At 65.2% G+C, this 21,994-nt stretch carries 24 protein-coding genes and 1 tRNA gene; 11 read left to right on the top strand and 14 right to left on the bottom strand.

Features of this window, described 5'->3' with window-relative positions:
• From ACTJKF_RS30120 to ACTJKF_RS30095, 6 genes are all read left to right on the top strand, one after another.
• Positions 1-495, top strand: a complete 495-nt coding sequence (locus ACTJKF_RS30120) for an SRPBCC family protein (RefSeq protein ID WP_440628654.1) — start codon at positions 1-3, stop codon at positions 493-495.
• Positions 496-630: 135 nt separating this feature from the next.
• Positions 631-1,008 (top strand): DUF2946 domain-containing protein, encoded by a 378-nt coding sequence (locus ACTJKF_RS30115; protein WP_440628652.1) that lies wholly within the window; start codon positions 631-633, stop codon positions 1,006-1,008.
• Positions 1,009-1,232: 224 nt separating this feature from the next.
• Positions 1,233-1,598, top strand: a complete 366-nt coding sequence (copC, locus tag ACTJKF_RS30110; protein ID WP_440628650.1) for a copper homeostasis periplasmic binding protein CopC — start codon at positions 1,233-1,235, stop codon at positions 1,596-1,598.
• A 52-nt stretch (positions 1,599-1,650) separates the two neighbouring features.
• Entirely contained in the window at positions 1,651-2,097 is a 447-nt protein-coding gene (locus tag ACTJKF_RS30105) for a copper chaperone PCu(A)C (RefSeq protein WP_440628648.1), read from the top strand.
• A 32-nt stretch (positions 2,098-2,129) separates the two neighbouring features.
• Positions 2,130-2,306, top strand: a complete 177-nt coding sequence (locus tag ACTJKF_RS30100; protein WP_440628646.1) for a hypothetical protein — start codon at positions 2,130-2,132, stop codon at positions 2,304-2,306.
• An 83-nt stretch (positions 2,307-2,389) separates the two neighbouring features.
• Positions 2,390-3,019: a LysE family translocator gene (locus ACTJKF_RS30095; RefSeq protein WP_440628645.1), complete on the top strand. Its 630-nt coding sequence runs from the start codon at positions 2,390-2,392 to the stop codon at positions 3,017-3,019.
• Positions 3,020-3,069: 50 nt separating this feature from the next.
• Here ACTJKF_RS30095 and ACTJKF_RS30090 read toward each other — a convergent pair whose 3' ends face one another.
• Positions 3,070-4,395 (bottom strand): leucine-rich repeat-containing protein kinase family protein, encoded by a 1,326-nt coding sequence (locus tag ACTJKF_RS30090; protein ID WP_440628671.1) that lies wholly within the window; start codon positions 4,393-4,395, stop codon positions 3,070-3,072.
• Between the two features lie 149 nt (positions 4,396-4,544).
• Here ACTJKF_RS30090 and ACTJKF_RS30085 point away from each other — a divergent pair.
• Positions 4,545-4,629 (top strand) — tRNA-Leu (locus ACTJKF_RS30085).
• Between the two features lie 155 nt (positions 4,630-4,784).
• Here the strand turns inward: ACTJKF_RS30085 and ACTJKF_RS30080 are convergent.
• From ACTJKF_RS30080 to ACTJKF_RS30055, 6 genes are all read right to left on the bottom strand, one after another.
• On the bottom strand, positions 4,785-5,783 hold the full coding sequence (locus ACTJKF_RS30080) for a transketolase family protein (RefSeq protein ID WP_440628643.1): 999 nt from the start codon (positions 5,781-5,783) through the stop codon (positions 4,785-4,787).
• Positions 5,780-6,625, bottom strand: a complete 846-nt coding sequence (locus ACTJKF_RS30075; protein WP_440628641.1) for a transketolase — start codon at positions 6,623-6,625, stop codon at positions 5,780-5,782. The genes ACTJKF_RS30080 and ACTJKF_RS30075 overlap by 4 nt, the downstream gene beginning before the upstream one ends.
• 40 nt (positions 6,626-6,665) lie before the next feature.
• Positions 6,666-7,991, bottom strand: a complete 1,326-nt coding sequence (locus ACTJKF_RS30070) for an MFS transporter (protein ID WP_440628640.1) — start codon at positions 7,989-7,991, stop codon at positions 6,666-6,668.
• Between the two features lie 74 nt (positions 7,992-8,065).
• A complete protein-coding gene (locus tag ACTJKF_RS30065) occupies positions 8,066-8,815 on the bottom strand; it encodes an SDR family NAD(P)-dependent oxidoreductase (protein ID WP_440628638.1) in 750 nt (249 codons plus the stop codon).
• Between the two features lie 167 nt (positions 8,816-8,982).
• Positions 8,983-9,882: a LysR substrate-binding domain-containing protein gene (locus tag ACTJKF_RS30060; RefSeq protein WP_440628636.1), complete on the bottom strand. Its 900-nt coding sequence runs from the start codon at positions 9,880-9,882 to the stop codon at positions 8,983-8,985.
• A 217-nt stretch (positions 9,883-10,099) separates the two neighbouring features.
• A complete protein-coding gene (locus ACTJKF_RS30055) occupies positions 10,100-10,984 on the bottom strand; it encodes a LysR family transcriptional regulator (protein ID WP_440628635.1) in 885 nt (294 codons plus the stop codon).
• Between the two features lie 77 nt (positions 10,985-11,061).
• On the opposite strand from ACTJKF_RS30055, the gene ACTJKF_RS30050 reads away from it, so the two are divergent.
• The gene (locus ACTJKF_RS30050; protein ID WP_440628633.1) at positions 11,062-12,363 is read left to right on the top strand and encodes an aspartate aminotransferase family protein; all 1,302 of its coding nucleotides are present in this window, start codon (positions 11,062-11,064) and stop codon (positions 12,361-12,363) included.
• Positions 12,364-12,449: 86 nt separating this feature from the next.
• On the opposite strand, the gene ACTJKF_RS30045 is transcribed toward ACTJKF_RS30050, so the two are convergent.
• Positions 12,450-13,532 carry a helix-turn-helix transcriptional regulator gene (locus tag ACTJKF_RS30045; RefSeq protein ID WP_440628632.1) on the bottom strand — a complete coding sequence of 361 codons (1,083 nt, stop codon included), beginning with the start codon at positions 13,530-13,532 and terminating at the stop codon, positions 12,450-12,452.
• 267 nt (positions 13,533-13,799) lie between these two features.
• The gene (locus ACTJKF_RS30040) at positions 13,800-14,042 is read right to left on the bottom strand and encodes a hypothetical protein (RefSeq protein ID WP_440628631.1); all 243 of its coding nucleotides are present in this window, start codon (positions 14,040-14,042) and stop codon (positions 13,800-13,802) included.
• Between ACTJKF_RS30040 and ACTJKF_RS30035 the strand changes: the two genes are divergently transcribed.
• Positions 14,041-14,172 (top strand): hypothetical protein, encoded by a 132-nt coding sequence (locus tag ACTJKF_RS30035; RefSeq protein ID WP_440628629.1) that lies wholly within the window; start codon positions 14,041-14,043, stop codon positions 14,170-14,172. The two genes, ACTJKF_RS30040 and ACTJKF_RS30035, sit on opposite strands and share 2 nt — an antisense overlap.
• Positions 14,173-14,370: 198 nt before the next feature.
• Here ACTJKF_RS30035 and ACTJKF_RS30030 read toward each other — a convergent pair whose 3' ends face one another.
• The 5 genes from ACTJKF_RS30030 to ACTJKF_RS30010 form a co-directional block, all read right to left on the bottom strand.
• Entirely contained in the window at positions 14,371-15,072 is a 702-nt protein-coding gene (locus ACTJKF_RS30030; protein ID WP_006484776.1) for an ABC transporter ATP-binding protein, read from the bottom strand.
• Positions 15,072-15,845, bottom strand: a complete 774-nt coding sequence (gene livG, locus ACTJKF_RS30025; RefSeq protein ID WP_440628626.1) for a high-affinity branched-chain amino acid ABC transporter ATP-binding protein LivG — start codon at positions 15,843-15,845, stop codon at positions 15,072-15,074. Before livG ends, ACTJKF_RS30030 begins: the two co-directional genes overlap by 1 nt.
• Complete coding sequence (locus tag ACTJKF_RS30020; RefSeq protein WP_440628624.1) at positions 15,842-17,113, bottom strand: high-affinity branched-chain amino acid ABC transporter permease LivM; 1,272 nt, start codon at positions 17,111-17,113, stop codon at positions 15,842-15,844. Before ACTJKF_RS30020 ends, livG begins: the two co-directional genes overlap by 4 nt.
• An 11-nt stretch (positions 17,114-17,124) precedes the next feature.
• On the bottom strand, positions 17,125-18,051 hold the full coding sequence (gene livH / locus ACTJKF_RS30015; RefSeq protein WP_041493199.1) for a high-affinity branched-chain amino acid ABC transporter permease LivH: 927 nt from the start codon (positions 18,049-18,051) through the stop codon (positions 17,125-17,127).
• Positions 18,052-18,236: 185 nt separating this feature from the next.
• The gene (locus ACTJKF_RS30010; protein ID WP_440628622.1) at positions 18,237-19,355 is read right to left on the bottom strand and encodes a branched-chain amino acid ABC transporter substrate-binding protein; all 1,119 of its coding nucleotides are present in this window, start codon (positions 19,353-19,355) and stop codon (positions 18,237-18,239) included.
• An 814-nt stretch (positions 19,356-20,169) separates the two neighbouring features.
• On the opposite strand from ACTJKF_RS30010, the gene ACTJKF_RS30005 reads away from it, so the two are divergent.
• Both ACTJKF_RS30005 and ACTJKF_RS30000 read left to right on the top strand, forming a co-directional pair.
• Positions 20,170-20,796, top strand: a complete 627-nt coding sequence (locus ACTJKF_RS30005) for a hypothetical protein (protein ID WP_440628621.1) — start codon at positions 20,170-20,172, stop codon at positions 20,794-20,796.
• A 174-nt stretch (positions 20,797-20,970) separates the two neighbouring features.
• Positions 20,971-21,990 carry an IS30 family transposase gene (locus tag ACTJKF_RS30000; RefSeq protein ID WP_440624553.1) on the top strand — a complete coding sequence of 340 codons (1,020 nt, stop codon included), beginning with the start codon at positions 20,971-20,973 and terminating at the stop codon, positions 21,988-21,990.
• Positions 21,991-21,994 lie beyond the last annotated feature (4 nt).

The following is a 21,994-nucleotide window of genomic DNA, read 5'->3' as shown; positions in this document are numbered from 1 at the left end:
ATGACCCAGTCAACCGATCGCATCGAGAAGCAAGCCGTGCTCGCCGCGCCGCTGCCGCGCGTGTGGGAAGCCATCAGCAATGCCGGCGAATTCGGCACCTGGTTCGGCGTGACCTTCGACGGCCCGTTCGTGGCCGGCCAGCCGCTGTTCGGCCGCATCACGCCGACGCGCGTCGACGACGACGTCGCCAAGGCGCAGGAGCCCTATGCGGGCGCCGTGTTCGAAATCGTCGTCGATCGCGTCGAGCCGAAGCAACTGTTCTCCTTTCGCTGGCACCCGTTCGCGATCAATCCGAACGTCGATTACACAACCGAGCCGATGACGCTCGTCACCTTCGCGCTCGAGGAGGCGAACGGCGGCACGCGGCTGACTGTCACCGAAACAGGTTTCGATCAGCTGATCGAGGCGCGTCGCGCCAAGGCGCACGAGATGAACGATCAGGGGTGGGCTGCACAGATGATGCTGATCACGAAGTATCTGGCGAAACACGCGTAAGCACACGTAAGCACGCGTAAGCGCGTCGCCCGCCCGCGACACGCGTCATTCCCGGTATGCACGCGCCCGCATGCCTGCGCTGCGGGCGCATGGCATAATCCGCTCCACCGTGATCCCTACGCCGCCGCGCATCGCATGCTGAGTCGTCGTCTCCGAAAGATCGTCAGTCTGATCGGGATGCTCGCCATCCTGATGACGACGCTCGCGCCGACGATCTCGCAGGCGCTGACGACGCAAGGCCGCGTCGACGCCCTGCTCGCCGGCTACTGCACGGCCGGGCCGGCTGGTGGCGACCACGCCGGCGATTCGTCGTCGAAGAGCCTGCAGGCCCATCTGCAGGCTTGCGGCTATTGCAACCTGCTTGCCCACTCCCCTGCGTTGCCCGCGCCCGAACTGACGTTCGCGGCCAGCATTCATCCTCTCCAGCATCGCGAAGCAACCCGCTTCGAAAGCCTGCGCCGCGCGCTGCCGCTCACGGCCGCGCAACCGCGCGCCCCACCGGCCGCGTCCTGATTCGTCGCCACCGCGCGTGATGCCGTAGCGCATCGCGCCGTCCGCACGCGCCACGCGCGTGCATGCCATGTCACGTTTCGAAGGACGACCCTGTCCGACCGTATTGCTTGCGGCATCGTGCCGTGCGTGCGCTCGCCTGCCTTCGGCGGTTGCACGTGCGCGAACGCGCGGCCGCTCGCCGAATGAATCGTTCTCCTTTCCATCCTCAATCGGACTATCCCGTCATGAAAACCACGGCTTTCCTCCGCGGCACGCTCGTCGCACTCGGCTTCGTCGTCGCGCAGGCCGCGCATGCGCACGCCCACCCGAAAACCCTCGAGCCGGCCGCCGACGCCACGTTGTCGAGCGCACCGCACGCGGTCACGATCGACTTCAGCGAAACGCTCGAACCCGCATTCAGTTCGATCGCCGTCACCGACAGCCACGGCCAGTCGGTCGACGACGGGAAATCCGCGGTGGACGCCGGCAACCGGAAGCGGATGCAGGTCGCGCTGGCGAACCTCGCGGCCGGCACGTACACGGTCGCGTGGATCGCCGTGGCGAGCGACGGCCATCGCACGCAAGGCCGCTACACGTTCACGGTGAAGTAACGCACACGATGCCCGCGAGGCGCTCTTCCCTATTCGATCAGGAAACCACTCGATGAAACGCTCGATTCCGACCAGCCTGCTGTTTGCGCTGCTGGCGCTGCAGGCCCCCGTCACCTTTGCGGCCGCGACCGTGCAGGCCGATGCGTGCTGGATCCGCACGATGCCGGCGACGGTGCCGTCGTCCGGCTACTTCACGCTGAAGAACGACGGCGACAAGCCCGCCACGCTCACGGGCATCGATACGCCCGCGTTCGCGATGGCGATGATTCACGAAACGCAGACGGCGGGCAGCACCGCGAAGATGGTCCACCTCGACGCGGTCGACGTGCCCGCGCATGGCACGCTGACGTTCAGGCCAAAAAGCTATCACGTGATGCTGGAGCAGCCGCGCCAGCCTGTCGCGCCCGGCGCGAAGGTGCCGTTCCGGCTGCATTTCGCCGATGGCTCGACCGTCTCCGTGACCTGCGACGCGAAGGCGCCGTCGTACGCCGGCCAGTAACGCCGCCTACGCAACGCCCCAGGGAGACGCACATGAGCAAGGAACGCTTGTCGCTGGCCGGCCTGATCGTCCGCTACCGGACACCGCTGAATGTCGCCGTGCTGATCGTCTGCGGGTCATGGGCGGGATGGATCGCCTGGATGACGCGGCCGGCCGCGGTCGATGCGTCGTCGTCGATCGCCGCATACTGCATGCGCGACGCGAGCTGACGCGAAACGTCGGGATGAGTCGCGCCGCCGTGGCATCATGCACGGATCATCCCGACCGCAGAACCCGCCTCCCGGAGCGCCGCATGTCCATTCAGACCTGGATGCTGTTTGCCGCAGCCTATCTCGCGACGACGCTGTCGCCGGGGCCCAACGTGCTGCTCGTCATCCGCAACGCGGTGCGCTACGGCACGCGCGGCACCGCCGCGACGATCGCGGGCAATCTCGTCGCGCAAGGCGTGGTGGTCATGCTGGTCGCGCTCGGCATCGGCGCGGCACTCGCCGCCATGCCGCCGCTGTTCGTCGCGATGAAGATCGTCGGCGCCGCGTATCTGATCTTTCTGGGCATCCGGCAACTGCGCGGCGACCGCAGCCGACGTTCGCCCGACGGCAACCCGGCGATTGTCGAGCCCCACCGCCGGAAGCTGTTCCGCGAAGCGCTGTTCGTGTCGGGCAGCAATCCGAAGACGATGATCTTCTTGTCGGCATTCATGCCGCAGTTCATCGCACACGATCGCCCGCTCGCGCTGCAATTCGTCGTGATGTACGCGACGATCGCCTGCACCGTCGTCGTCGTGCACAGCGTCTATTCGTTCGGTGTGCGCCGGCTTCATCGCGGCTTCGGTGTCGGCCCGTTCGTACGCGTGGCGAAGCGCGCCAGCGGATTGCTGTTCGTCGGACTGGGGATCAAGTTGCTGACCGCGCGGCAGGCGTAAGCGGCCGCACGGCGACGGCCGGCTGCCCGGCGCGGCGCCGTCAACGCACGTCAGGCGTTTGCCGCAGCCAGAACCGCCACGATCTCGCCGAACGACGGCCGCGCGTCGATCGCCTCGTTCAGACAGGCGGCGACCAGCGTTTCCAGTGCGTCCGAACCTTCCCGCGCACGCGGCTCGCACCTCGCCAGCAACTCGCCGAGCAGATAACCGAACGCCCGGACTTCCAGCCGTTCGAGCCGCGCAGCGTGCATGCGGTCGCTCACGTCGTACACCGATGCCGCCCCGAAATCGCCGAGCAGCGCGCCGCCCGCGCCGTCGTGCAGGATGTTGTGCGCATAGAGATCGCCGTGCATGATGCCGCGCGCATGCAGATGCGCGGCGACCGACGCGATGCCGAACGCGATCCGCGATGCGTCGCCCGGCGCGAACCGCGCATCGTCCGCATACACGTCACGCGTGCAGGACGCGAAGCTCGGCGGCCCGGCGAGGTTCGTCAGCGCCGGATCGACCAGTTCCATCACGAGGCCGTGCATGCCGTCCGGATGACCGTGCACCTTGCCGATCACCGGAATCATGTTCGGATGGCGCCCGGCGTGCAGGCAAGCGGCCATTTCGCAATCGGGCAGGCCGTCGCTCGTCACCGCGCCCTTGAACAGCTTGACCGCGACCGCTCGGGGCGCCTGACCCTCCGGCCGCCACTGCGCGCGGTAGATCACGCCCGATGCGCCTTCGCCGAGTTTCTGTTCGCAGGCAAGCGACGTCCAGTCGATATTCGCGACGCCCTGCTCGGCCGACGCCGCAGCTTCCGGTGCAGCGCCGAACGGATTGCCGGCGGACGCGAGCCACGCGAGGCGCGGCAGGCGCAGCAGCCACGCCGGCAGCGCATCGAGCCGGTTCGCCGACAGCCGCACCAGCTCCAGCGAACGGCACGCGGCCATGTCAGCCGGCAATGCCCGCAGCCGGTTGCCCGCGAGCATCAGCTTCTGCAAGCGCGAACAGTGGCCGATCCCGGCGGGCAGTGCGTCGATTTCGTTGTCGGTCAGGATCAGCCAGCGCAGCGCGCGCGGCAGCGAATCGCGCGGCACCGTGCGAATCCGGTTCGCCTTGAAGCCGATCATGTCGAGTTGCGCACACGTGCCAAGCACTTCCGGAAATTCGGTGAATTGATTGCCGGATGCGAACAGGATGCGCAGGCGATGCAGCCGCGACAGGTCGTCCGGCAGCGCGGACAGTGCATTGCCGGACAGGTCGAGCACTTCGAGCGTGTCCGCCAGGTCGAAGATTTCGCGCGGAAATTCGGTGAGCCCGCACGCGAGCTTGAGTTGCCGGGCACCCGACAGCTGGCCGGCCTGCAATTGTTCGAGGGTCGTCGTCACGGGGAGAAAGCGGGTTGCAATGGCGATCCTCATCGGATCGATCCGACGAATTTTACCGGGATCGCCTGCGCCGGCCCGACAATCGTGTCATGCCCCCTTCACAAACGCGCAATGTGACGCTAGAATTGCGCCCCTTGCAGTACCGAAGTGCCGACGTGGTGAAATTGGTAGACACGCTATCTTGAGGGGGTAGTGGCGAAAGCTGTGCGAGTTCGAGTCTCGCCGTCGGCACCAGATGCGGTTTTTTACCGTGTTTCGGAAATTTGCAAAAAACCGCGACAGCACATGGCTTCGCGGTTTTTTTGTTTCCGGGGCCGTCGATACGATCAGGTGGCGATTCGCAGCCGCCGGCGCGCGCCCGAATCCGCCACCGGACCGGCGTCAAGCCATCATCCGACCCACGACCTGATGTTCGCCCGCATCGCGCCGGCCGAGATTCCGTAACGATCGTGCAGCGTCGGCAATGCTCCCGCGGCGAGGTACGCGTCCGGCAGCCCGATCTGCCGGAACGGCGCAGCAACGCCAGCCGCAAGCAACGCAGTCGCCACCGCTTCGCCGAGCCCGCCGATCACCGTATGATTTTCGGCGACGATCACCATGCGCCCCTTGCGCGCCGCCTCGCGAACGATGGTCTCCGTATCCAGCGGCTTGATCGTCGGCACGTGCAGCACGGCGACGTCGATGCGGTCCGCTTCAAGTGCCTTCGCGACCTCGAGCGAACGCATCGTCATGATCCCGGACGAGACCAGCAGCACGTCGTTGCCGTCCCGCAGCAGCTTGGCCTTGCCGAGTTCGAAACGGTAGTCGTATTCGTCGAGCACGGCCGGCACGTTGCCGCGCAGCAGGCGGGCGTATACCGGGCCCTTGTGCGCGGCAATCGCCGGTACCATCTGCTCGATGTCCAGCGCATCGCACGGATCGATCACGGTCATGTTCGGCATTGCACGCATCAACGCCAGGTCCTCGGCCGCCTGGTGGCTCGGCCCGTAACCGGTCGTGAGGCCCGGCAATGCACATACCAGCTTCACATCGAGATTGTCCTCCGCGATCGCCTGATGGATGAAGTCGTACGCGCGACGCGTCGCGAATACCGCATAGGTCGTGACGAACGGCTGCGCGCCTTCGTGCGCGAACCCCGCGGCGGCCCCCATCAGCAGTTGCTCGGCCATCCCCATCTGATAGTAACGCTCGGGAAATGCCTTCGCGAAGACGTGCAGGTCGGTGTACTTGCCGAGATCGGCCGTCATGCCGATCACGTTGCCGTTCGTGCGCGCAAGCTTCGCGAGCGCATGGCCGAACGGCGCGGCGCGGGTCGCTTGCCCTTCGGCGGCGATGGACGCGATCATCGCGGAAGTCTTCAGGCGCGGCTTGTTGTCGACGGTACTCATGCGTGTCTCCCGGCTTCGAGTGCATCGAGCGCGAGTTGCCACTCGTGCGCATCGACGCGAATGAAATGGCTTTTCTCGCGTGCTTCGAGGAACGGTACGCCGCACCCCATCTTCGTGTCGCAGACGATGATGCGCGGTTTCGGCTCGTCATGCCGGCGCGCCTTGTCGAACGCGCGCTTCACCGCGCCGATGTCGTTGCCGTCCACCCGTTGCGTGTACCAGCCGAACGCTTCGAGCTTGTCGACCAGCGGCTCGAACGCCATGATCTGCGTCGACGGACCGTCGGCCTGCTGGTTGTTCACGTCGACGATCGCGATCAGGTTGTCGAGCTTCCAGTGCGCGGCGGACATCAACCCTTCCCAGATCGCGCCTTCGTCGAGCTCGCCGTCCGAGAAGAGCGTATAGACGAATGCCTCCGAGCCGTTGCGTTTGAGGCCGAGACAGCGGCCGACCGCGATCGTCAGGCCTTGTCCGAGCGAACCGCCTGACATCTCCATGCCGGGCGTGTAGCTCGCCATTCCGGACATCGGCAACCGGCTGTCGTCGCTGCCGTAGGTTTCGAGTTCGTCGGCCGGCAGGATGCCCGCCTCGAACAGCGCCGCGTACAGCGCGATCGCGTAGTGGCCGTTCGACAGCAGGAAGCGGTCGCGCCCTTCCCAGTCGGGATCGTCCGGGCGGTAGCGCATCGCGCCGAAGTACGCGACGGCCAGCACGTCGGCAATGTCGAGCGCCTGGCCGACGTAGCCCTGGCCCTGGACTTCACCCATCAGCACGGCGTTTCTGCGAATGCGGTACGCACGCTCGGCGAGCGAGACCGCTTCATGGACTGTTTCGGTATCCATCGATAACTCCAGTATTGGATCGGAAGGCATGCAGGTCGAATCAACGATTGACGGATCGCGGCACCAGGAACACCAGCAGCGCGCCGAACGTAATCGCAACGGAGATGAAGAGCAGCCCGGCGGTGGACTTGCCGGTCAGGTCGTTCAGCCAGCCGACGATCGCCGGGGAAAAGAATCCCGCGAGGTTCGCAAAGCAGTTGACCGCGGCGATGCCCGCTGCGGCCGACATCCCGCCCAGCAGCGCCGTCGGCAGCGACCAGAACTGCGACGACGACGCGAGAATGCCGGCGGACGCAATGCTCAGGCACACGATCGACGCGCCGACGCTGCCGAGCATCGGCAACGTCGCGAAGCCCGCCGCCGCGATCAGCATCGGCACCGCGAGATGGAAGCGGCGCTCGCGGCGGCGATCCGCGCTCATGCCGATCAGCGGCAATGCGACGATCGCGCACGCATACGGAATCGCGGTGAACAGCCCGACCCACAGCGGATCGGCGACACCGGCCTTGCGAATGATCGTCGGCAACCAGAACGTCAGGCCGTACTGCCCGAGCACGACGCAGAAATAGATCGCGGCCATCAGCCAGAGCCGGCGATCGGCGACGAACGCGCGGATCGACAGGTGAGCGGTCGTGTGCGCGGCATCGGCCGACACGTTGCGCGCGAGCAAGGCCTTTTCGGCATCGGTCAGCCATGTTGCGCGCTCGATGCCGTCGTCGAGATACAGCAGGATCGCGAAACCCAGCACGAACGAAGGCAGTGCTTCGAGCAGGAACAGCCACTTCCAGCCGGCCATCGACATCGTGCCGTGCAGCGCGTGCATGATCGCGCCGGACAGCGGTCCGCCGACGATCCCCGCGAGCGGAATCGCCATGAAGAACAGCGACAGCGCCTTCGCGCGACGCGCGGACGGGAACCAGTACGTGAGATACAGGATCACGCCCGGCGCAAAGCCCGCTTCGGCGACACCGAGCAGAAACCGCAGTGCGTAGAACGCGGTGGGCGACTTCACGAACACGAAGCTCGCGGAAATCACGGCCCACGTCAGCATGATGCGCGCGAGCCAGCGGCGCGCCCCGACGCGATGCAGGATCAGGTTGCTCGGCACTTCGAACAGAAAGTAGCCGAGGAAAAAGATGCCTGCGCCCATCCCGTACACGGTCTCGCTGAAACGCAGGTCGTTGAGCATCTGCAGTTTCGCGAATCCGACGTTGACCCGGTCGAGATAGGCACCGAGATAGCACAACATCAGGAACGGGATCAGCCGGCGCGCGACCTTTGCATAGGTAGCCGCTTCGAACGTCTGCGCATCGTCCCGTTGCAGCATCTCGCCGTGAACCGGCGGTGCGGGGTACTTTGCTCTCATGTGTGTCTCCTGCCATGGCCCCGGGTTGTCCCGGGTGCATGATGGGCGGCGCCGCGCGTGTCGCGGCGCCGTTTTCAGTGGATCAGCATCCCGCCGTTGACGTCGAGCGTGATGCCCGTCAGGTAGCTCGACAGGTCGCTCAGCAGGAACAGGCATGCATTGGCGACATCGGCGGCATCGCCGAGGCGGCCGAGCGGAATGCCCTTGATGATCTCCGCGCGCATGTCGGGCGACAGTTTGTCGCCGGTGATGTCGGTCTGGATCAGGCCCGGCGTGATCGAATTGATGCGGATATGGTCGCCGCCGAATTCACGCGCCATCGCCTTCGCGAGGCCGAGCACCCCGGCCTTCGCGGCGCTGTAATGCGGCCCGCCGAAGATGCCGCCGCCGCGCTGCGCGGACACCGACGACATGCAGACGATGCTGCCGCCGCGCTGCTCCTTCATTGCCGGCAGAACCGCTTGCGACATGTACAGCGTGCCGCGCAGGTTCACGTCGACGATCGCATCGAAATCGCGCCCGGAAATCTCCATCGTGCGCACGGGCTGCGTGATGCCGGCGTTGTTGACGAGGCCGTCGATGCGGCCGAAGCGCTCGAGCGTCGCGCGGGCTGCCGCCACGCATGCGTCGCGGTCGGTCACGTCGCATGCGAGCCCGAGGTGGCCCGGGCCGAGGTCGGCGGCGGCGCCCTCCGCGTCTTCGCGGCGCAGATCGAGAATGGCCACACGCGCGCCGTGGGCGGCCAGTGTGCGGGCCGTGGCCTTGCCGATCCCGCGCGGCGATGCGGCGCCGGTCACGATGATGGTCTTCTGGTCGAGCAACATCGGTCGTCTCCTGTGTTGATGTGTGTGTGCAGAGTGTCGGCTCGCCAGACACCCGCATCAACGCGGAAACGCTCAGCCATAGTTGAGAAAATTTCAGATGTCGCCGCGCCATGCCGTCCGTCGGGACATGCTGCGACGCACTATCGCGCTGGCCCGATGCGCGACGTTCAGCGCGCACACCCCTGCGTGGCCACCTCACGCTCGATCCATGCGAGGAAGCGCTTCACGCGCGGCAGCTCGGCGTTCTGCCGCGGGTAAACGAGGTGATGCGCGCCGACTTCGACCGCATGAGTGTGGTCGAACACCGGTACCAGCAGCCCTTCGCGAATCTTCACCGACGCGAGCATCAGGCTTTCGAGCGCGATGCCGAGGCCGAGCGCAGCCGTTTCGAGCGACATGTACGACCGGTCGAACGAAAAGTCGAACGTCTTCTGCGCGGCGAGCGGCACGCCCGTCCGGCCGAACCACTGCTTCCACTGGACCAGCGGCGTTTCGGAATAGATCAGACGATGAGCGAGCAGGTCTTCCGGCGCGTTCACCGGATGCCGTTCGAGGTACTGCGGCGATGCGAGCGGTGCGATGAACTCGCCGCGCACCGTCTTCACTTCGAGGTTATCCCAGTTGCCGTAGCCGTGGCGGACATCGATATCGTAGAAGCCGTTCGAGAACGATACGTTTTCGTATGAACACGCCAGATTCAGCTGGATGTCGCCGTTCGCTTCCTGAAACGACGACAGCCGCGGCAGCAGCCACATCAGCCCGAAGCTCGGGCTCGAATGCACGCGCAGGATATCGACCTCGGCGCGGCTCGATGCGCGCTCGGTGGCACGGCTGAGATCGGCGAGCGAGCCTGTGACATCCGCCAGGTACCGTTCTCCGGTGGGTGTGAGGACGAGGCCGCGTCCCGAGCGCTGGAACAACGGCTGACCGATCTGCGATTCGAGATTGCTGAGCTGGTGACTCACGGCCGACGCGGTCAGGCCCAGCTCTTCCGCCGCACGATTGACGCTTTTGGTCCGGGCCACGCTTTCGAATGCGATGATCGCCTTGAGCGGTGGGATGCGCATGTTGGAATCCGTTGAAGAGAGCGATTGGCCCGACAGGGCGACGGTAATATCGGAACATCGTCCGCGCAGCGACGGCTGCCGATCAAGGCGTCAATTCTAGAGCGCCGGCCAGCTCCGGTCGCGCTCGCATGTGTCGCAGCCTGCCCAACTTACGGTGCCGCGTTGATGCCGGACGATTGACGAAGGCTGCGCCGTTGCCCGGCGCGATGGCTTGCCGTCACAGCACCGGCAACACCGCCCGAATATGCTCCGCGAACGCCGCCGTCAGATGCGACGGCCGCTTTCGGTCGAACCTCAGCGTAATCCCCACCGCCGGCAACGGCGGCAACCCGCGATCGCCGGCGAGAATCGCCAGATCGACGGGCACCGCCGTCTGCGTCATCACCGCGAACGCCTGCCCTGAGCGCACCAGCGCGATCAGCCCCGCGAGGCTGCTGCTTGCATACGCGACGCGATAATCGCGCCCCGCGCGATCCAGTGCGTCGCACGCCGCGATGTAATCGAGCGTATCCGGATCGGAAAGCGCGAGCGGCAGCGGCTCGAACTGCGCGGCGTCCAGCCCCGGATAACCGATCCACACCAGTTGCTCGCGGCGGATGACATCGTCGGTCGCCCCGTCGTCCGGCAACGAAATCATCGCCAGATCAACGGCCCGCTTGTCGAGCTGCTCGAGCAACCGCGGCGTCGGCCCGCACACGACCTCGACGATCGCCTGCGGATGCTGGCTCGAAAACTGCCGCAGCAACGTCGGCAGGAACACGGCCGCGTAGTCGTCCGGACACCCGAACCGGATCGTGCCCGACAACCCCGTCCCGCACAGATCGGCCATCGCCTCGTCGTGCTGCCGCAGGATCCGCTGCGCATGCACGAGCAGCCGCTCGCCGGGATGCGTCAGCACCACGCCGCGGCCGGTGCGCTGGAACAGCGGCTGGTCGACGCATTCCTCGAGCCGCCGCATTTGCTGGCTGAGCGCGGACTGCGTGCGGCCGACCCGCGCCGCCGCGCGGCTGAGCGAGCGCACCTCGGCGATGACGACGAACGAGCGCAGCAGGTCGATTTCAAGCGAGCGTCCCAAGGTATTAGCTCCTTTTCTACCTTGCATAAGCACTATTCGTTTCCATAAAACCAGACCGGCACCTAGACTGCAAGCGGTCCTTGGCCCTTGTGTGGAGAAGCCCGATGTCCCTGAACGACGACGCAACCTTCTGGCACAACGCCAGGCAACACCTGATCCGCTACGGCGGCACGTTCGAGCCGATGATCATCGAGCGCGCGCAAGGCAGCTTCGTCTACGATGCGGACGGCCGCGCGATCCTCGATTTCACGTCGGGACAGATGAGCGCGGTGCTCGGGCACAGCCATCCGGAAATCGTCTCCGTCATCTCCGAATACGCCGGCAAGCTCGATCACCTGTTCAGCGGGATGTTGTCGCGTCCGGTCGTCGATCTCGCGACGCGCCTCGCCGACATCACGCCGCCGGGGCTCGATCGCGCGTTGCTGCTGAGCACCGGCGCGGAATCGAACGAAGCGGCGATCCGGATGGCGAAGCTCGTCACCGGCAAGTACGAGATCGTCGGCTTCGCGCAGTCGTGGCACGGGATGACGGGCGCGGCGGCCTCCGCGACGTACAGCGCCGGCCGCAAGGGCGTCGGCCCCGCCGCCGCCGGTTCGTTCGCGATTCCGGCGCCGTTCACGTACCGGCCGCGCTTCGAGCGCAACGGCACCTACGACTATCTCGCCGAACTCGACTACGCCTTCGACCTGATCGATCGCCAGTCGAGCGGCAACCTCGCCGCGTTCATCGCGGAGCCGATCCTCAGTTCGGGCGGGATCATCGAATTGCCGGAAGGCTACATGGCGGCGCTCAAGCGCAAGTGCGAGGCGCGCGGGATGCTGTTGATCCTCGACGAAGCGCAAACCGGCGTCGGCCGCACCGGCACGATGTTCGCGTGCCAGCGCGACGGCGTGACGCCGGACCTCCTCACGCTGTCGAAGACGCTCGGCGCCGGGCTGCCGCTCGCGGCCGTCGTCACGTCCGCGCAGATCGAGGAACGCGCGCACGAGCTCGGCTACCTGTTCTATACGACACACGTGTCGGACCCGCTGCCGGCCGCGGTCGGCCTGCGCGTGCTGGACGTAGTGCAGCGCGACGGCCTCGTGCAGCGTGCGAACGTGATGGGCGACCGGCTGCGGCGCGGGCTGCTCGACCTGATGGAGCGCTTCGACTGCATCGGCGACGTGCGCGGACGCGGGTTGCTGCTCGGCGTCGAAATCGTCAAGGATCGGCGAACGAAGGAACCGGCGGACGGGCTCGGCGCGAAGATCACGCGCGAGTGCATGAACCTCGGGCTCAGCATGAACATCGTGCAGTTGCCCGGGATGGGCGGCGTGTTCCGGATCGCGCCGCCGCTGACCGTCAGCGAAGCGGAGATCGATCTGGGGCTGTCGCTGCTGGAACAGGCGATCGGGCGCGCGCTGTAACGGAACACCGCGCGCAATGCCGCACGCAAACAGCGGGCCGCGCGATACGGGCGGGGCCCGGCATGCCGCGTCGCGCAGGTCGGAACCTAGTCATGCCGCCCGGCCCTAAACACGCTGCACAATTCGTCATGATTGTGCACGTCGAGCCGGCGATAGATCTTGCGAACATGATCGACGACCGTGCTCTCGCGCAACGCGAAGTCACGCGCGATCTCGCTGTGCGAACGGCCCAGCACGAGCTGCACGCAGAGTTCGCGTTGCCGCTCGGTCAGGCCGAGCGCAAAACCCAACCGTTCGACGGTCAGCCTGAGCGGCGGAAAGTGTTCGATATAGACGACGATCGCCGCATCGTGTTGCAACGCCGCGGCATCGGTACATCGATAGGCCCTGAAGCGGAAACGCCCCGCGTTATTGCGACGCTCGAGCGTGGCGGGCGGCGCCGGGTAGCCGAGCCAGATCCGCTTGAGGTTCGAGCGCAACGGCGCGAGCCAGTCCGGCAGGCGTTCGTGATGGAAGAACGCGAGCGGCTCACCGGTCGCGAGCGACAGCATCCGGATGCTATCCATGTTGTGCAGCAGGAGCCGGCCATCGGCGTCGACCACCACGATCGCGGACTCGCTGCATTCCGATTCGTGCAGCGTGGGCTGCACGGGCCGCGACAGCGCATGGGCAAGATGCCGTGCGACCGGTTCGATGTCGCGATGGTTCTGCTCCGAGAACGGACGACCGCCTGATGCGCGCGCCAGCAGCAGGCTGCCCCAGCCGCGCGTGCCGTCCGTCGCGGTCAGCTCGAGACAGTGGCGCATCGACACCGGCCGCCACAGGTCCGCGTACATCTCGCTCGACAGCAGTGCTTCGTCGTAGTGCGCGCTGTTGTCGAAACCGCGTCCGCGGCGCATCGCATCGGAAAACGTGACGCCCAGCACCGCTTGCCGCTCGGTATTGTGGATGTTCGCGAAATACGTCGGCAACAACGCGTACACCGTTTCGTTTTCGCTGCATACGTCCGACACGGCGTAGTGCTCGTCGGCATAGAAGAACATGCCCCAATCGGCACCGACGATGTGCCGGGCCGCCTCAATCACATGAGGAATGACGAGGTGCGGCTCGACGGCGAGCGAACACAGCCGACGAATATGACTCGCAAGCGCGACGTGCTTGTCAGACATGAAGGCGCTCCTCGACCATGCACCGGATTCGCGCGCGGGGCGGGACGACACGCTCGACTTCGCACGTTCCACGATCTCAGTCCAGTGTAGGCACTCCACATGACAACGACGACAATTACCCCCTTTCAAGAGGGCGCCAAAGCGGCACGCCGGTTCTATCATTTCGCCATTCCGCCGCAATTGCATGGGGAATGGCAGGCGGGGGCTCGGCGTTACGCGTGCGGGCGTGGACAGGCTCAGGCCGCGATGCCGGTGAGCGCATCGGCATCAGTCACGCACATGCGAAGCGTCGAAATACGCGGACGATCCGGATTCCGCGTCGGTCGCGTCGTTGATGTTGTTGCATCGCTTTTTCATGTGAGGTGCCACGATGAAGAGCATGTACCAGGCGGCACTGGCCGTCATCTGTGTGTTGGGTGCGTCGGGTCTCGCCCGGGGCCAGGACGCAGGCGCCACGGCGGCAAGCCCGCCATCCGACTCGGCGATCAGCGCGACGTCGATGGGCAGCATGCCCAGCGCCGGTACGCAAGCGGGGGCACCGGCCGGGCTCACGCGCGCGCAGGTCAAGGAGGAGTACCTGCGCATGCAGAAGTCGGGAGAACTCCGGCGGCTCAACGATCTATACGGCGGCGGCCAGTAGCGGGAAGGGTCCGGTCCGGCTCGGCATGGTCGCTCGTGTATCGGTTGGGAGAGCGACGGCGCGACCAGGGTTGGCCCACGACTGGACAGCAAGGAAAGGCACGCCCGGATGTCGCCAAATTGGCTACGATGGAAGCCGAATCGGCTACACCATCCCCGCAGACCGCCGGCCCATTGCAGGCCGGCGGCTTTTCCTTCATCAACCGCCGAGATACGCCTGCTTGATCCGGTCGTTCGCGAGCAGGTTCGCGCCCGTGTCGGCCAGCACCACGCGCCCCGTTTCGAGCACGTAGCCGCGATCGGCCACACCCAGCGCCTTGTTCGCGTTCTGCTCGACCAGGAACACCGTGACGCCCTCGTCACGAATCGTCCGGATGATGTCGAAGATCTGCGCGATCACGAGCGGCGCGAGACCGAGCGTCGGCTCGTCGAGCAGCAACAAGCGCGGCTTGCTCATCAACGCGCGGCCGATCGCCAGCATCTGCTGCTCGCCGCCCGACATCGTGCCGGCCCGCTGCGCCGCGCGTTCCTTCAAACGCGGGAACAGCTTGAACACGTGCTCGATGCCGTCGTCGATTTCATGACGGCTCGCGAAGAACCCACCCATCTTCAGGTTCTCGAGCACGGTCAAACTCGGGAACACGCGCCGCCCTTCCGGCGAGATCGCCATCCCTTGCCGCATGATCTGGTGCGTCGACATCGCGGTGATGTCGTTGCCCTCGAACAGCACGCGGCCCGACGACGCGCGCGGCGTGCCGCACACGGTCATCATCAGCGTCGTCTTGCCGGCGCCGTTGCTGCCGATCAGCGTGACGATCTCGCCCTTGTTCACCTCGATCGACACGCCCGCGAGCGCCTCGACCGCGCCATAGTGCGTATGGACCTGTTCCAGCTTCAGCATCACTCTTCCCCCAGATACGCCTTGATCACGCGCGGGTCGTTGCGGACCGCTTCCGGCGTGCCGATCACGATCGGCCGGCCGTGCTCCATCACGAGGATGCGGTCCGACACGCCCATCACGAGGCTCATGTCGTGCTCGATCAGCAGCACCGATACGCCGAACTCGTGGCGCAGCTTGTCGATCAGGTGCTGCAGCTCGATCTTTTCCTGCGGGTTGAGACCGGCCGCCGGTTCGTCCAGCATCAGCAGGCGCGGCTCGGTGATCATGCAGCGCGCGATTTCCAGACGCCGCTGGTGCCCGTACGACAGCGTGCCGGCCTGCCGGTTGGCGACCGACCGCAGCCCCATCCGGTCGAGCCACACCGCCGCGCGTTCGAGCGCTTCCTTCTCGGCGCGGCGATACGCGGGCGTCGAGAACAGGCCCGGCAGCAGCCCCGCCTTCACCTTGCGATGCTGCGCGACGAGCAGGTTCTCGACGACCGTCAGCGACTTGAACAGGCGGATGTTCTGGAACGTGCGCACCAGGCCCTTCAACGCGATCTTGTGGCTCGGCAGCCCTGCGATCGCATGGCCGTCGAGCACGACGTCGCCGCCGGTCGGCTTGTAGAAGCCGCCGACGCAGTTGAACACCGTCGTCTTGCCCGCGCCGTTCGGCCCGATGATCGCGAACACCTCGTTGCGGCGCACGTCGAAATCGATGCCGTCCACCGCGAGCAACCCGCCGAAGCGCATCTGCAGCCCGGCGACCTTCAACAGTTCCGTATTCGCGCTCATTGCGGCAGCTCCACGTGGGGACGGCTCGCGGGCAGCAGGCCCTGCGGACGCCACATCATCATCAACACCATCACCAGACCGAAGATCAGCATCCGGTACTCGGCGAAGCCGCGCGCGACTTCCGGCAGCACGGTCAGCAGGATCGCCGCGAGAATCACGCCGAGCTGCGAACCCATCCCGCCGAGCACGACGATCGCGAGGATCAGCGCCGATTCGATGAAGGTGAACGATTCAGGATTCACGAGGCCCTGACGCGCCGCGAAGAACGCGCCGCCGATGCCCGCGAACGCCGCGCCGAGCGTGAACGCCGACAGCTTGATCCGCGTCGGGTTCAGGCCCAGCGAGCGGCACGCGATCTCGTCGTCGCGCAGCGCTTCCCATGCGCGGCCCATCGGCATGCGGATCAGGCGGCTCGTCACGAACAGCGTGAAGCAAACCAGCACCAGCGCGATCAGGTACAGGAAGATCACCATGTGCTCGCCGCTGTATTCCAGCCCGATCAGTTCATGGAAAGTCTTCGCGCCTTCGACGCTCGCGCTGCGCGCCATCTCGAAGCCGAACACCGTCGGCTTCGGAATGCTCGAGATGCCGTCCGGGCCGCCGGTGAGGCTCGTCAGGTTGTTCGCGAGCAGGCGGATGATTTCGCCGAAGCCGAGCGTGACGATCGCGAGATAGTCGCCGCGCAGGCGCAGCACCGGGAAGCCGAGCAGGAAGCCGAACGTCGCCGCCGCGATCGCCGCGATCGGCAGGCACTCCCAGAACGACAGCCCGAAATACTGGTTCAGCATCGCGTACGTATAGCCGCCGACCGCGTAGAACCCGACATAGCCGAGATCCAGCAGCCCCGCGAAACCGACCACGATGTTCAGCCCGAGGCCGAGGATCACGTAGATCAGCGCGAGCGTCGCGACGTCCACCGCACCGCGCGAACCGAAGAACGGCCACACGAACCCGACCGCGAGCATCACCCAGATGATCACGCGCTGCTGCTGCGCGCCCATCGCGGGCACCGCCGGCAGCTTCACCGCCGCTTTCGCGCGCACGAGCCACGGCTTGAACAACTGGAACAGGAACACGGCCGCGACCGCGATCCACACCGGACGCCAGTGCGGCGTCAGCACGACCTGATAACCGTCGAGCCGCAACTGCAGGCCGAGCACCGGAATCGTGAGGATCGCCGTCAGGAGCGCGGCGGCCACGGCGTTCTTCAGCGCCTGGCCGACCGATGCGTCGGCGACCGGGCGGCGAACGGAAATGACTTGACTCATCTGCGTCTCCCTCAGACCTTTTCGATGTCCGACTTGCCGAGCAGGCCGGTCGGGCGGAAGAGCAGGATCAGCACGAGCAGGCCGAACGCAACGACGTCCTTGTACTCGGCCGGCATGTAGCCTGCGGCGAAGGTTTCGGCGAGGCCCAGCAGCACGCCGCCGAGCATCGCGCCCGGGATGCTGCCGATCCCGCCGAGCACCGCGGCGGTGAACGCCTTGATGCCCGCGACGAAGCCGATATACGGATTCAGCTTGCCGATCGTCAGCCCGATCAGCACGCCGCCGACGGCTGCCAGCATCGCGCCGAGCACGAACGTGAACGAGATCACGCGGTTCGTGTCGATGCCGAGCAGGTTCGCCATCTTCATGTCTTCGGCGCATGCGCGGCACGCGCGGCCCATTCGCGAATGCGAGATGAACAGCGTGAGCGCGATCATCAGCACCAGCGTCACGCAGACGATCATCAGGCGCGAATACGGAATCGTCACGTCGAAGTCGCCGCCGAGATGGATGTCGAACGCGCCGGAGATCAGCACCGGCACCGACACGTCGCGCGCGCCCTGGCCGATCTGCACGTAGTTCTGCAGGAAGATCGACATGCCGATCGCGGAGATCAGCGGCACGAGGCGCGGGCCGCCGCGCAGCGGGCGATAGGCGACGCGTTCGACCGCGAAGCCGTACAGGCCGGTGACGATCACCGACACGATCAGTGCGGCGCCGAGCACGAGCGGCAGCGGATAGCCGGCGGAGATGCCGATGGCGGTGAGGGTCACGAGGCCCACGTACGCGCCGATCATGTAGATCTCGCCGTGGGCGAAGTTGATCATGCCGATGATGCCGTAGACCATCGAGTAGCCGATGGCGATCAGCGCATAGATCGCACCCAGCGTCAGGCCGTTGACCAGCTGCTGGGCGAATTGAGGAAAGAAGTCAGTCATGTGCGGGAAGCTCCCGTTGGCGCTGTGTCGCATGCCGTCGCCGGATCACGGCGTTCGGCCGCGCGCAACGCACGGTGTCGTCTCGGGCCGCCCTCCATGGCCGCGCACGGGGCATGCACGGCCAAATGCGCACGCGCCCCGTCCGGGTCTCGGACAGGGCGGATGCGCGGGCGGGTACTTCGTTATTACCGGGCGGCAGTCTTCGTCGCGTCCTTGTGCCACGTGTAGACGACGAACTTGAACGCCTTCAGGTCGCCCTGTGCGTCATACGCGACCTTGCCGATCGGCGTGTCGAACGTCGTCTTGTGCATGTACGCGGCAACCTTCGTCGGGTCCGTCGTCTTCGCGCCGGCGATCGCGTCGGCGATGATCTTCACCGCTGCGTACGACGGCATCTGGAACGGGCCGTTCGGGTCGCGCTTCTTGTCGGCGAATGCCTTCACGAGCGCTGCGTTGGCCGGGTCGGCCGAGAAGTCGGCCGGCAGCGTGACGAGCATGCCTTCCGAAGCCGGGCCGGCGATCGCCGTCACGTCCTTGTTGCCCACGCCTTCAGGCCCCATGAACGTCGCCTTCACGCCCTGCTCGCGCGCCTGGCGCATCAGCAGGCCCATTTCCGGGTGGTAGCCGCCGAAGTAGACGAAGTCGACACCTTGCGACTTCAGCTTCGTGATGATCGCCGAGTAGTCCGAATCGCCGGCGTTGATGCCTTCGAACAGGACGACCGGGATCTTCGCGGCTTCGAGGTCCTTCTTCACCGACGATGCGATGCCCTGGCCGTACGACTGCTTGTCGTGCAGGACCGCGACCTTCTTCGGCTTCACGGTGTTGATGATGTAGTGCGCGGCGGCCGGGCCTTGCTGGTCGTCGCGGCCGATCGTGCGGAAGATGAAGTGGCGCTTCTTGCCTTCCGTCAGCTGCGGCGCGGTGGCCGACGGCGTGACCATCACGATGCCTTCGTTTTCGTAGATGTCGGAGGCGGGAATCGTCGAACCCGAGCACACGTGGCCGATCACGTACTTGATCTTCTGGCTGACGATCTTGTTGGCGACGGCGACGGCCTGCTTCGGTTCGCACGCGTCGTCCATCATCACGACTTCAAACTTGTTGCCGCCCGCACCGCCTGCCGCGTTGATCTGTTCGATCGCGGTCAGTGCGCCGGCCTTCACCATGTCGCCGTATTGGGCGACCGAGCCGCTCATCGGACCAGCGATGGCGATCTTCACGGTTTCCGCTTGCGCGGCGGCGGCGCCGGCGGCGAACAGCACGGCGGCGACGGAAATGGACGTAAGACGGGACAGCGTCATCTGGGAGCTCCTCGATGTTGTTTAGTCATACGGGCAAAGGCGGCATGACTTGCGCAATCGAACAGCACCCGGGGCGAGGACATGGGACACGCCCGAGACACATGAAGACGGACCTGCGGATAAATGTTGCGTAGCGGGGCCCGGCTCTTGCAGTCCCACAAAGGGGACGTCTGGTTCGGAAAGACATCGTGATGCGTCTTGCATTGCGCAAGCGTTTCGCCTGCCCCGCTTGCCAATCGCTTGGTCGGAGGGATGGTCCGACAGCCGTTGGCAAGGCAGTCGAAATTATATGGGGGTTTTTAAATCGTCTGTCAAAAATGCCGCCCCTATTCGGGAAAACACGGAGAAACTTGCCGGTTCTTTGGTGGCGATTGAGGAGCAACTGGACGAGGGTGCTAACGTTTGCGGTGGGTGCAATTGGGTTGCGATTTTGGGTCGGGTTGTGAGGTTTGGCCTTGATGGGGTTGGGTTTGGTGGATTTTGCGTCGTGTGAGGTGTCGTTTTTGGCTATTTGGGGTCCGATTCGATGAAATTCAATCAACTGATGATTTGGCTGACATGCACCGGCTCAGGGCACTCGGTTGGGGCAGAAAATCTTTCCATTTGCCGACATTCGCGAATACAACGAAAGCTTTTTGAGATAATTGTGAAATAATACGAACTCGCTTCTGCAATCCAGCCAGCCTCCCTGCGAGTCGCATCCCCCGCACCTCGCAGCCGCTTCAGGGCCGCTTCGACGCCCATCCGTCGCCGAACCGCCAGCCAGTGATCTGCCGTTTTTCTCTCATTGCATATCACCTGGTTCGGAGCCCCGATGAATCATCCTTTCCGCTTGTCCTCCGCCGCCGCGCTCGCGTGCGCGCTTTCTGTTTCGACTGTCGACGCTTCGAGCCGCGATTCGCTGGTCGATCGCTCGGACAGTGCCAATGTGTTTCGTTCGGAACATCGGGCTGTGGCTCGGGATGATGGCCGTGCAGCACCGACGACCCGGCGTGTGAAGTACGCCGCGCCCGTTGAACGTAGTCCGTTCGATACGCCCGATACGCGACCGTTTCGGGTTTCGGGCGATACGCTTAAGCCGGCGCCCTCCTTGGAACATGGCGCTCGCGATTCTGATTCTGTTTGGCGTTCCAATCGCGTCGAACTCGGTGCCGGCGGCAACGATAGCTTCGGTCGCGCGTTGCCGAGACACGAACAGAGCGAACTCAACTGGAATGAATATCTGCGGGCCAATGGGTCATACGCGCCTGGCGGCAGGAACTCGTATGCGCCAACGCGGCCTTTCGATGCCGCGCGCGGTCCGCACGGCGTGCCGAATCCGCACGATCCGTCAGTGCAGCAACCGGAGACGCGGACGTTCTATAACGACGGCGCGGGTTCCCATTGCACGGCTACGGGTGGTGCAGGGACGGCGCGGTCGTCTTGCAATATCGCTTGGTGATGTTTGGGGGTCGCTCTGCGGCGGCCCTACCCGGCTTGATGTGCGGCTTTGCGCGTCACGGCCGCACGCCGCGCCGAAGCTCGCAGTTGCTTGAGTTGAAATTCGATTAGGCCGCGCGGTGCTGCTTAATCTCTAGTTCCAAGTGCAACACCTTGAATCAAGTAAGGTGTTGTGATGAAGAAGTACCAGCATCTGAGCGCGGAGGACCGCGCGGCAATCATGATCGAACGTCAGCGGGGAACCAGCATGCGAGAGATCGCACGGCGATTGGGGCGCAGCGCTTCGACGGTTTCTCGCGAACTGGCTCGTAATCGGAATGCGGCAACGCCGCGCTACGAAGCAACCCAGGCGGCCTCGTCCTATCGGCTTCGCCGTCGGCGCTGCGTACGGCGTCGTAAGTTGAGCGAAGGCAGTACGCTGTACTGGCATGTGCATCATCAACTGGTCTATCGACGCTGGTCGCCGCAGCAAATTGCTGCCAGACTCCGCGACATGCATCCAGACAATCCTGACCAGCGCGTCAGCCACGAAACGATTTACGCCGCGATCTATACCCATCCCCGAGGTGGACTCAAGCAGGCGATGATCGAGGCGCTTCGCCAAGAGAAGCCTGCGCGCGGCACCACCCGTCGAACCCTTGCGCGCAAGAGCTTCGTGCCGGATGAATTGCGCATCATTCATCGGCCTGAGCAGATTGAAACGCGGCAATGGCCGGGACATTGGGAGGGCGACCTCGTCAAAGGCGCGTTCAATCGATCCTGCGTTGGAACGCTGGTCGAGCGTAAAACACGGTTCGTCGTGCTGTGCCGCATGGACGGCTGTACCGCCCAAGACGCACTCGAGGGCTTCACGCGCCAGATGAAGAAGGTGCCGGCCTTCCTGCGTGAGAGCCTGACGTACGACCGTGGATCGGAGATGACCTGTCATGTCGAGCTTGCCGAGCGACTGAACCTCGATATCTGGTTCGCGGATCCATACGCTCCGTGGCAGCGCGGCAGCAACGAGAACACAAACGGCCTGCTACGCCAGTTCTTGCCAAAGGGCATGGACCTCTCGGGCGTCACGCAGACGCAATTGAACGATATCGCCAAGCTGCTCAATGGACGTCCTCGCCAGACGCTCGGTTGGAAAACGCCCGAGGAAGCCATGGCCATGGAACTGGCAGCCGAGGGGTTAGCAAAACGTTGCACTTGACTCT

This window comes from Burkholderia sp. 22313, assembly GCF_052045245.1.
Classification (GTDB): domain Bacteria; phylum Pseudomonadota; class Gammaproteobacteria; order Burkholderiales; family Burkholderiaceae; genus Burkholderia.
Note: the sequence above shows the minus strand (reverse complement) of the source record. Positions and strands in the feature narration are given on the sequence as shown.

Excerpts from the sequence above, each read along its gene's own strand:
- ACTJKF_RS30080 (WP_440628643.1), bottom strand. The coding sequence starts at position 5,783 with ATGAGTACCGTCGACAACAAGCCGCGCCTGAAGACTTCCGCGATGATC.
- ACTJKF_RS30115 (WP_440628652.1), top strand. The coding sequence starts at position 631 with ATGCTGAGTCGTCGTCTCCGAAAGATCGTCAGTCTGATCGGGATGCTC.
- copC (WP_440628650.1), top strand. The coding sequence starts at position 1,233 with ATGAAAACCACGGCTTTCCTCCGCGGCACGCTCGTCGCACTCGGCTTC.
- ACTJKF_RS30100 (WP_440628646.1), top strand. The coding sequence starts at position 2,130 with ATGAGCAAGGAACGCTTGTCGCTGGCCGGCCTGATCGTCCGCTACCGG.
- livH (WP_041493199.1), bottom strand. The coding sequence starts at position 18,051 with ATGACTGACTTCTTTCCTCAATTCGCCCAGCAGCTGGTCAACGGCCTG.
- ACTJKF_RS30005 (WP_440628621.1), top strand. The coding sequence starts at position 20,170 with ATGAATCATCCTTTCCGCTTGTCCTCCGCCGCCGCGCTCGCGTGCGCG.
- ACTJKF_RS30010 (WP_440628622.1), bottom strand. The coding sequence starts at position 19,355 with ATGACGCTGTCCCGTCTTACGTCCATTTCCGTCGCCGCCGTGCTGTTC.
- ACTJKF_RS30020 (WP_440628624.1), bottom strand. The coding sequence starts at position 17,113 with ATGAGTCAAGTCATTTCCGTTCGCCGCCCGGTCGCCGACGCATCGGTC.
- livG (WP_440628626.1), bottom strand. The coding sequence starts at position 15,845 with ATGAGCGCGAATACGGAACTGTTGAAGGTCGCCGGGCTGCAGATGCGC.
- ACTJKF_RS30060 (WP_440628636.1), bottom strand. The coding sequence starts at position 9,882 with ATGCGCATCCCACCGCTCAAGGCGATCATCGCATTCGAAAGCGTGGCC.
- ACTJKF_RS30045 (WP_440628632.1), bottom strand. The coding sequence starts at position 13,532 with ATGTCTGACAAGCACGTCGCGCTTGCGAGTCATATTCGTCGGCTGTGT.
- ACTJKF_RS30040 (WP_440628631.1), bottom strand. The coding sequence starts at position 14,042 with ATGCTGCCCATCGACGTCGCGCTGATCGCCGAGTCGGATGGCGGGCTT.
- ACTJKF_RS30055 (WP_440628635.1), bottom strand. The coding sequence starts at position 10,984 with ATGCAAGGTAGAAAAGGAGCTAATACCTTGGGACGCTCGCTTGAAATC.
- ACTJKF_RS30030 (WP_006484776.1), bottom strand. The coding sequence starts at position 15,072 with ATGCTGAAGCTGGAACAGGTCCATACGCACTATGGCGCGGTCGAGGCG.
- ACTJKF_RS30065 (WP_440628638.1), bottom strand. The coding sequence starts at position 8,815 with ATGTTGCTCGACCAGAAGACCATCATCGTGACCGGCGCCGCATCGCCG.
- ACTJKF_RS30070 (WP_440628640.1), bottom strand. The coding sequence starts at position 7,991 with ATGAGAGCAAAGTACCCCGCACCGCCGGTTCACGGCGAGATGCTGCAA.
- ACTJKF_RS30050 (WP_440628633.1), top strand. The coding sequence starts at position 11,062 with ATGTCCCTGAACGACGACGCAACCTTCTGGCACAACGCCAGGCAACAC.
- ACTJKF_RS30000 (WP_440624553.1), top strand. The coding sequence starts at position 20,971 with ATGAAGAAGTACCAGCATCTGAGCGCGGAGGACCGCGCGGCAATCATG.
- ACTJKF_RS30035 (WP_440628629.1), top strand. The coding sequence starts at position 14,041 with ATGCCCAGCGCCGGTACGCAAGCGGGGGCACCGGCCGGGCTCACGCGC.
- ACTJKF_RS30095 (WP_440628645.1), top strand. The coding sequence starts at position 2,390 with ATGTCCATTCAGACCTGGATGCTGTTTGCCGCAGCCTATCTCGCGACG.
- ACTJKF_RS30075 (WP_440628641.1), bottom strand. The coding sequence starts at position 6,625 with ATGGATACCGAAACAGTCCATGAAGCGGTCTCGCTCGCCGAGCGTGCG.
- ACTJKF_RS30105 (WP_440628648.1), top strand. The coding sequence starts at position 1,651 with ATGAAACGCTCGATTCCGACCAGCCTGCTGTTTGCGCTGCTGGCGCTG.
- ACTJKF_RS30120 (WP_440628654.1), top strand. The coding sequence starts at position 1 with ATGACCCAGTCAACCGATCGCATCGAGAAGCAAGCCGTGCTCGCCGCG.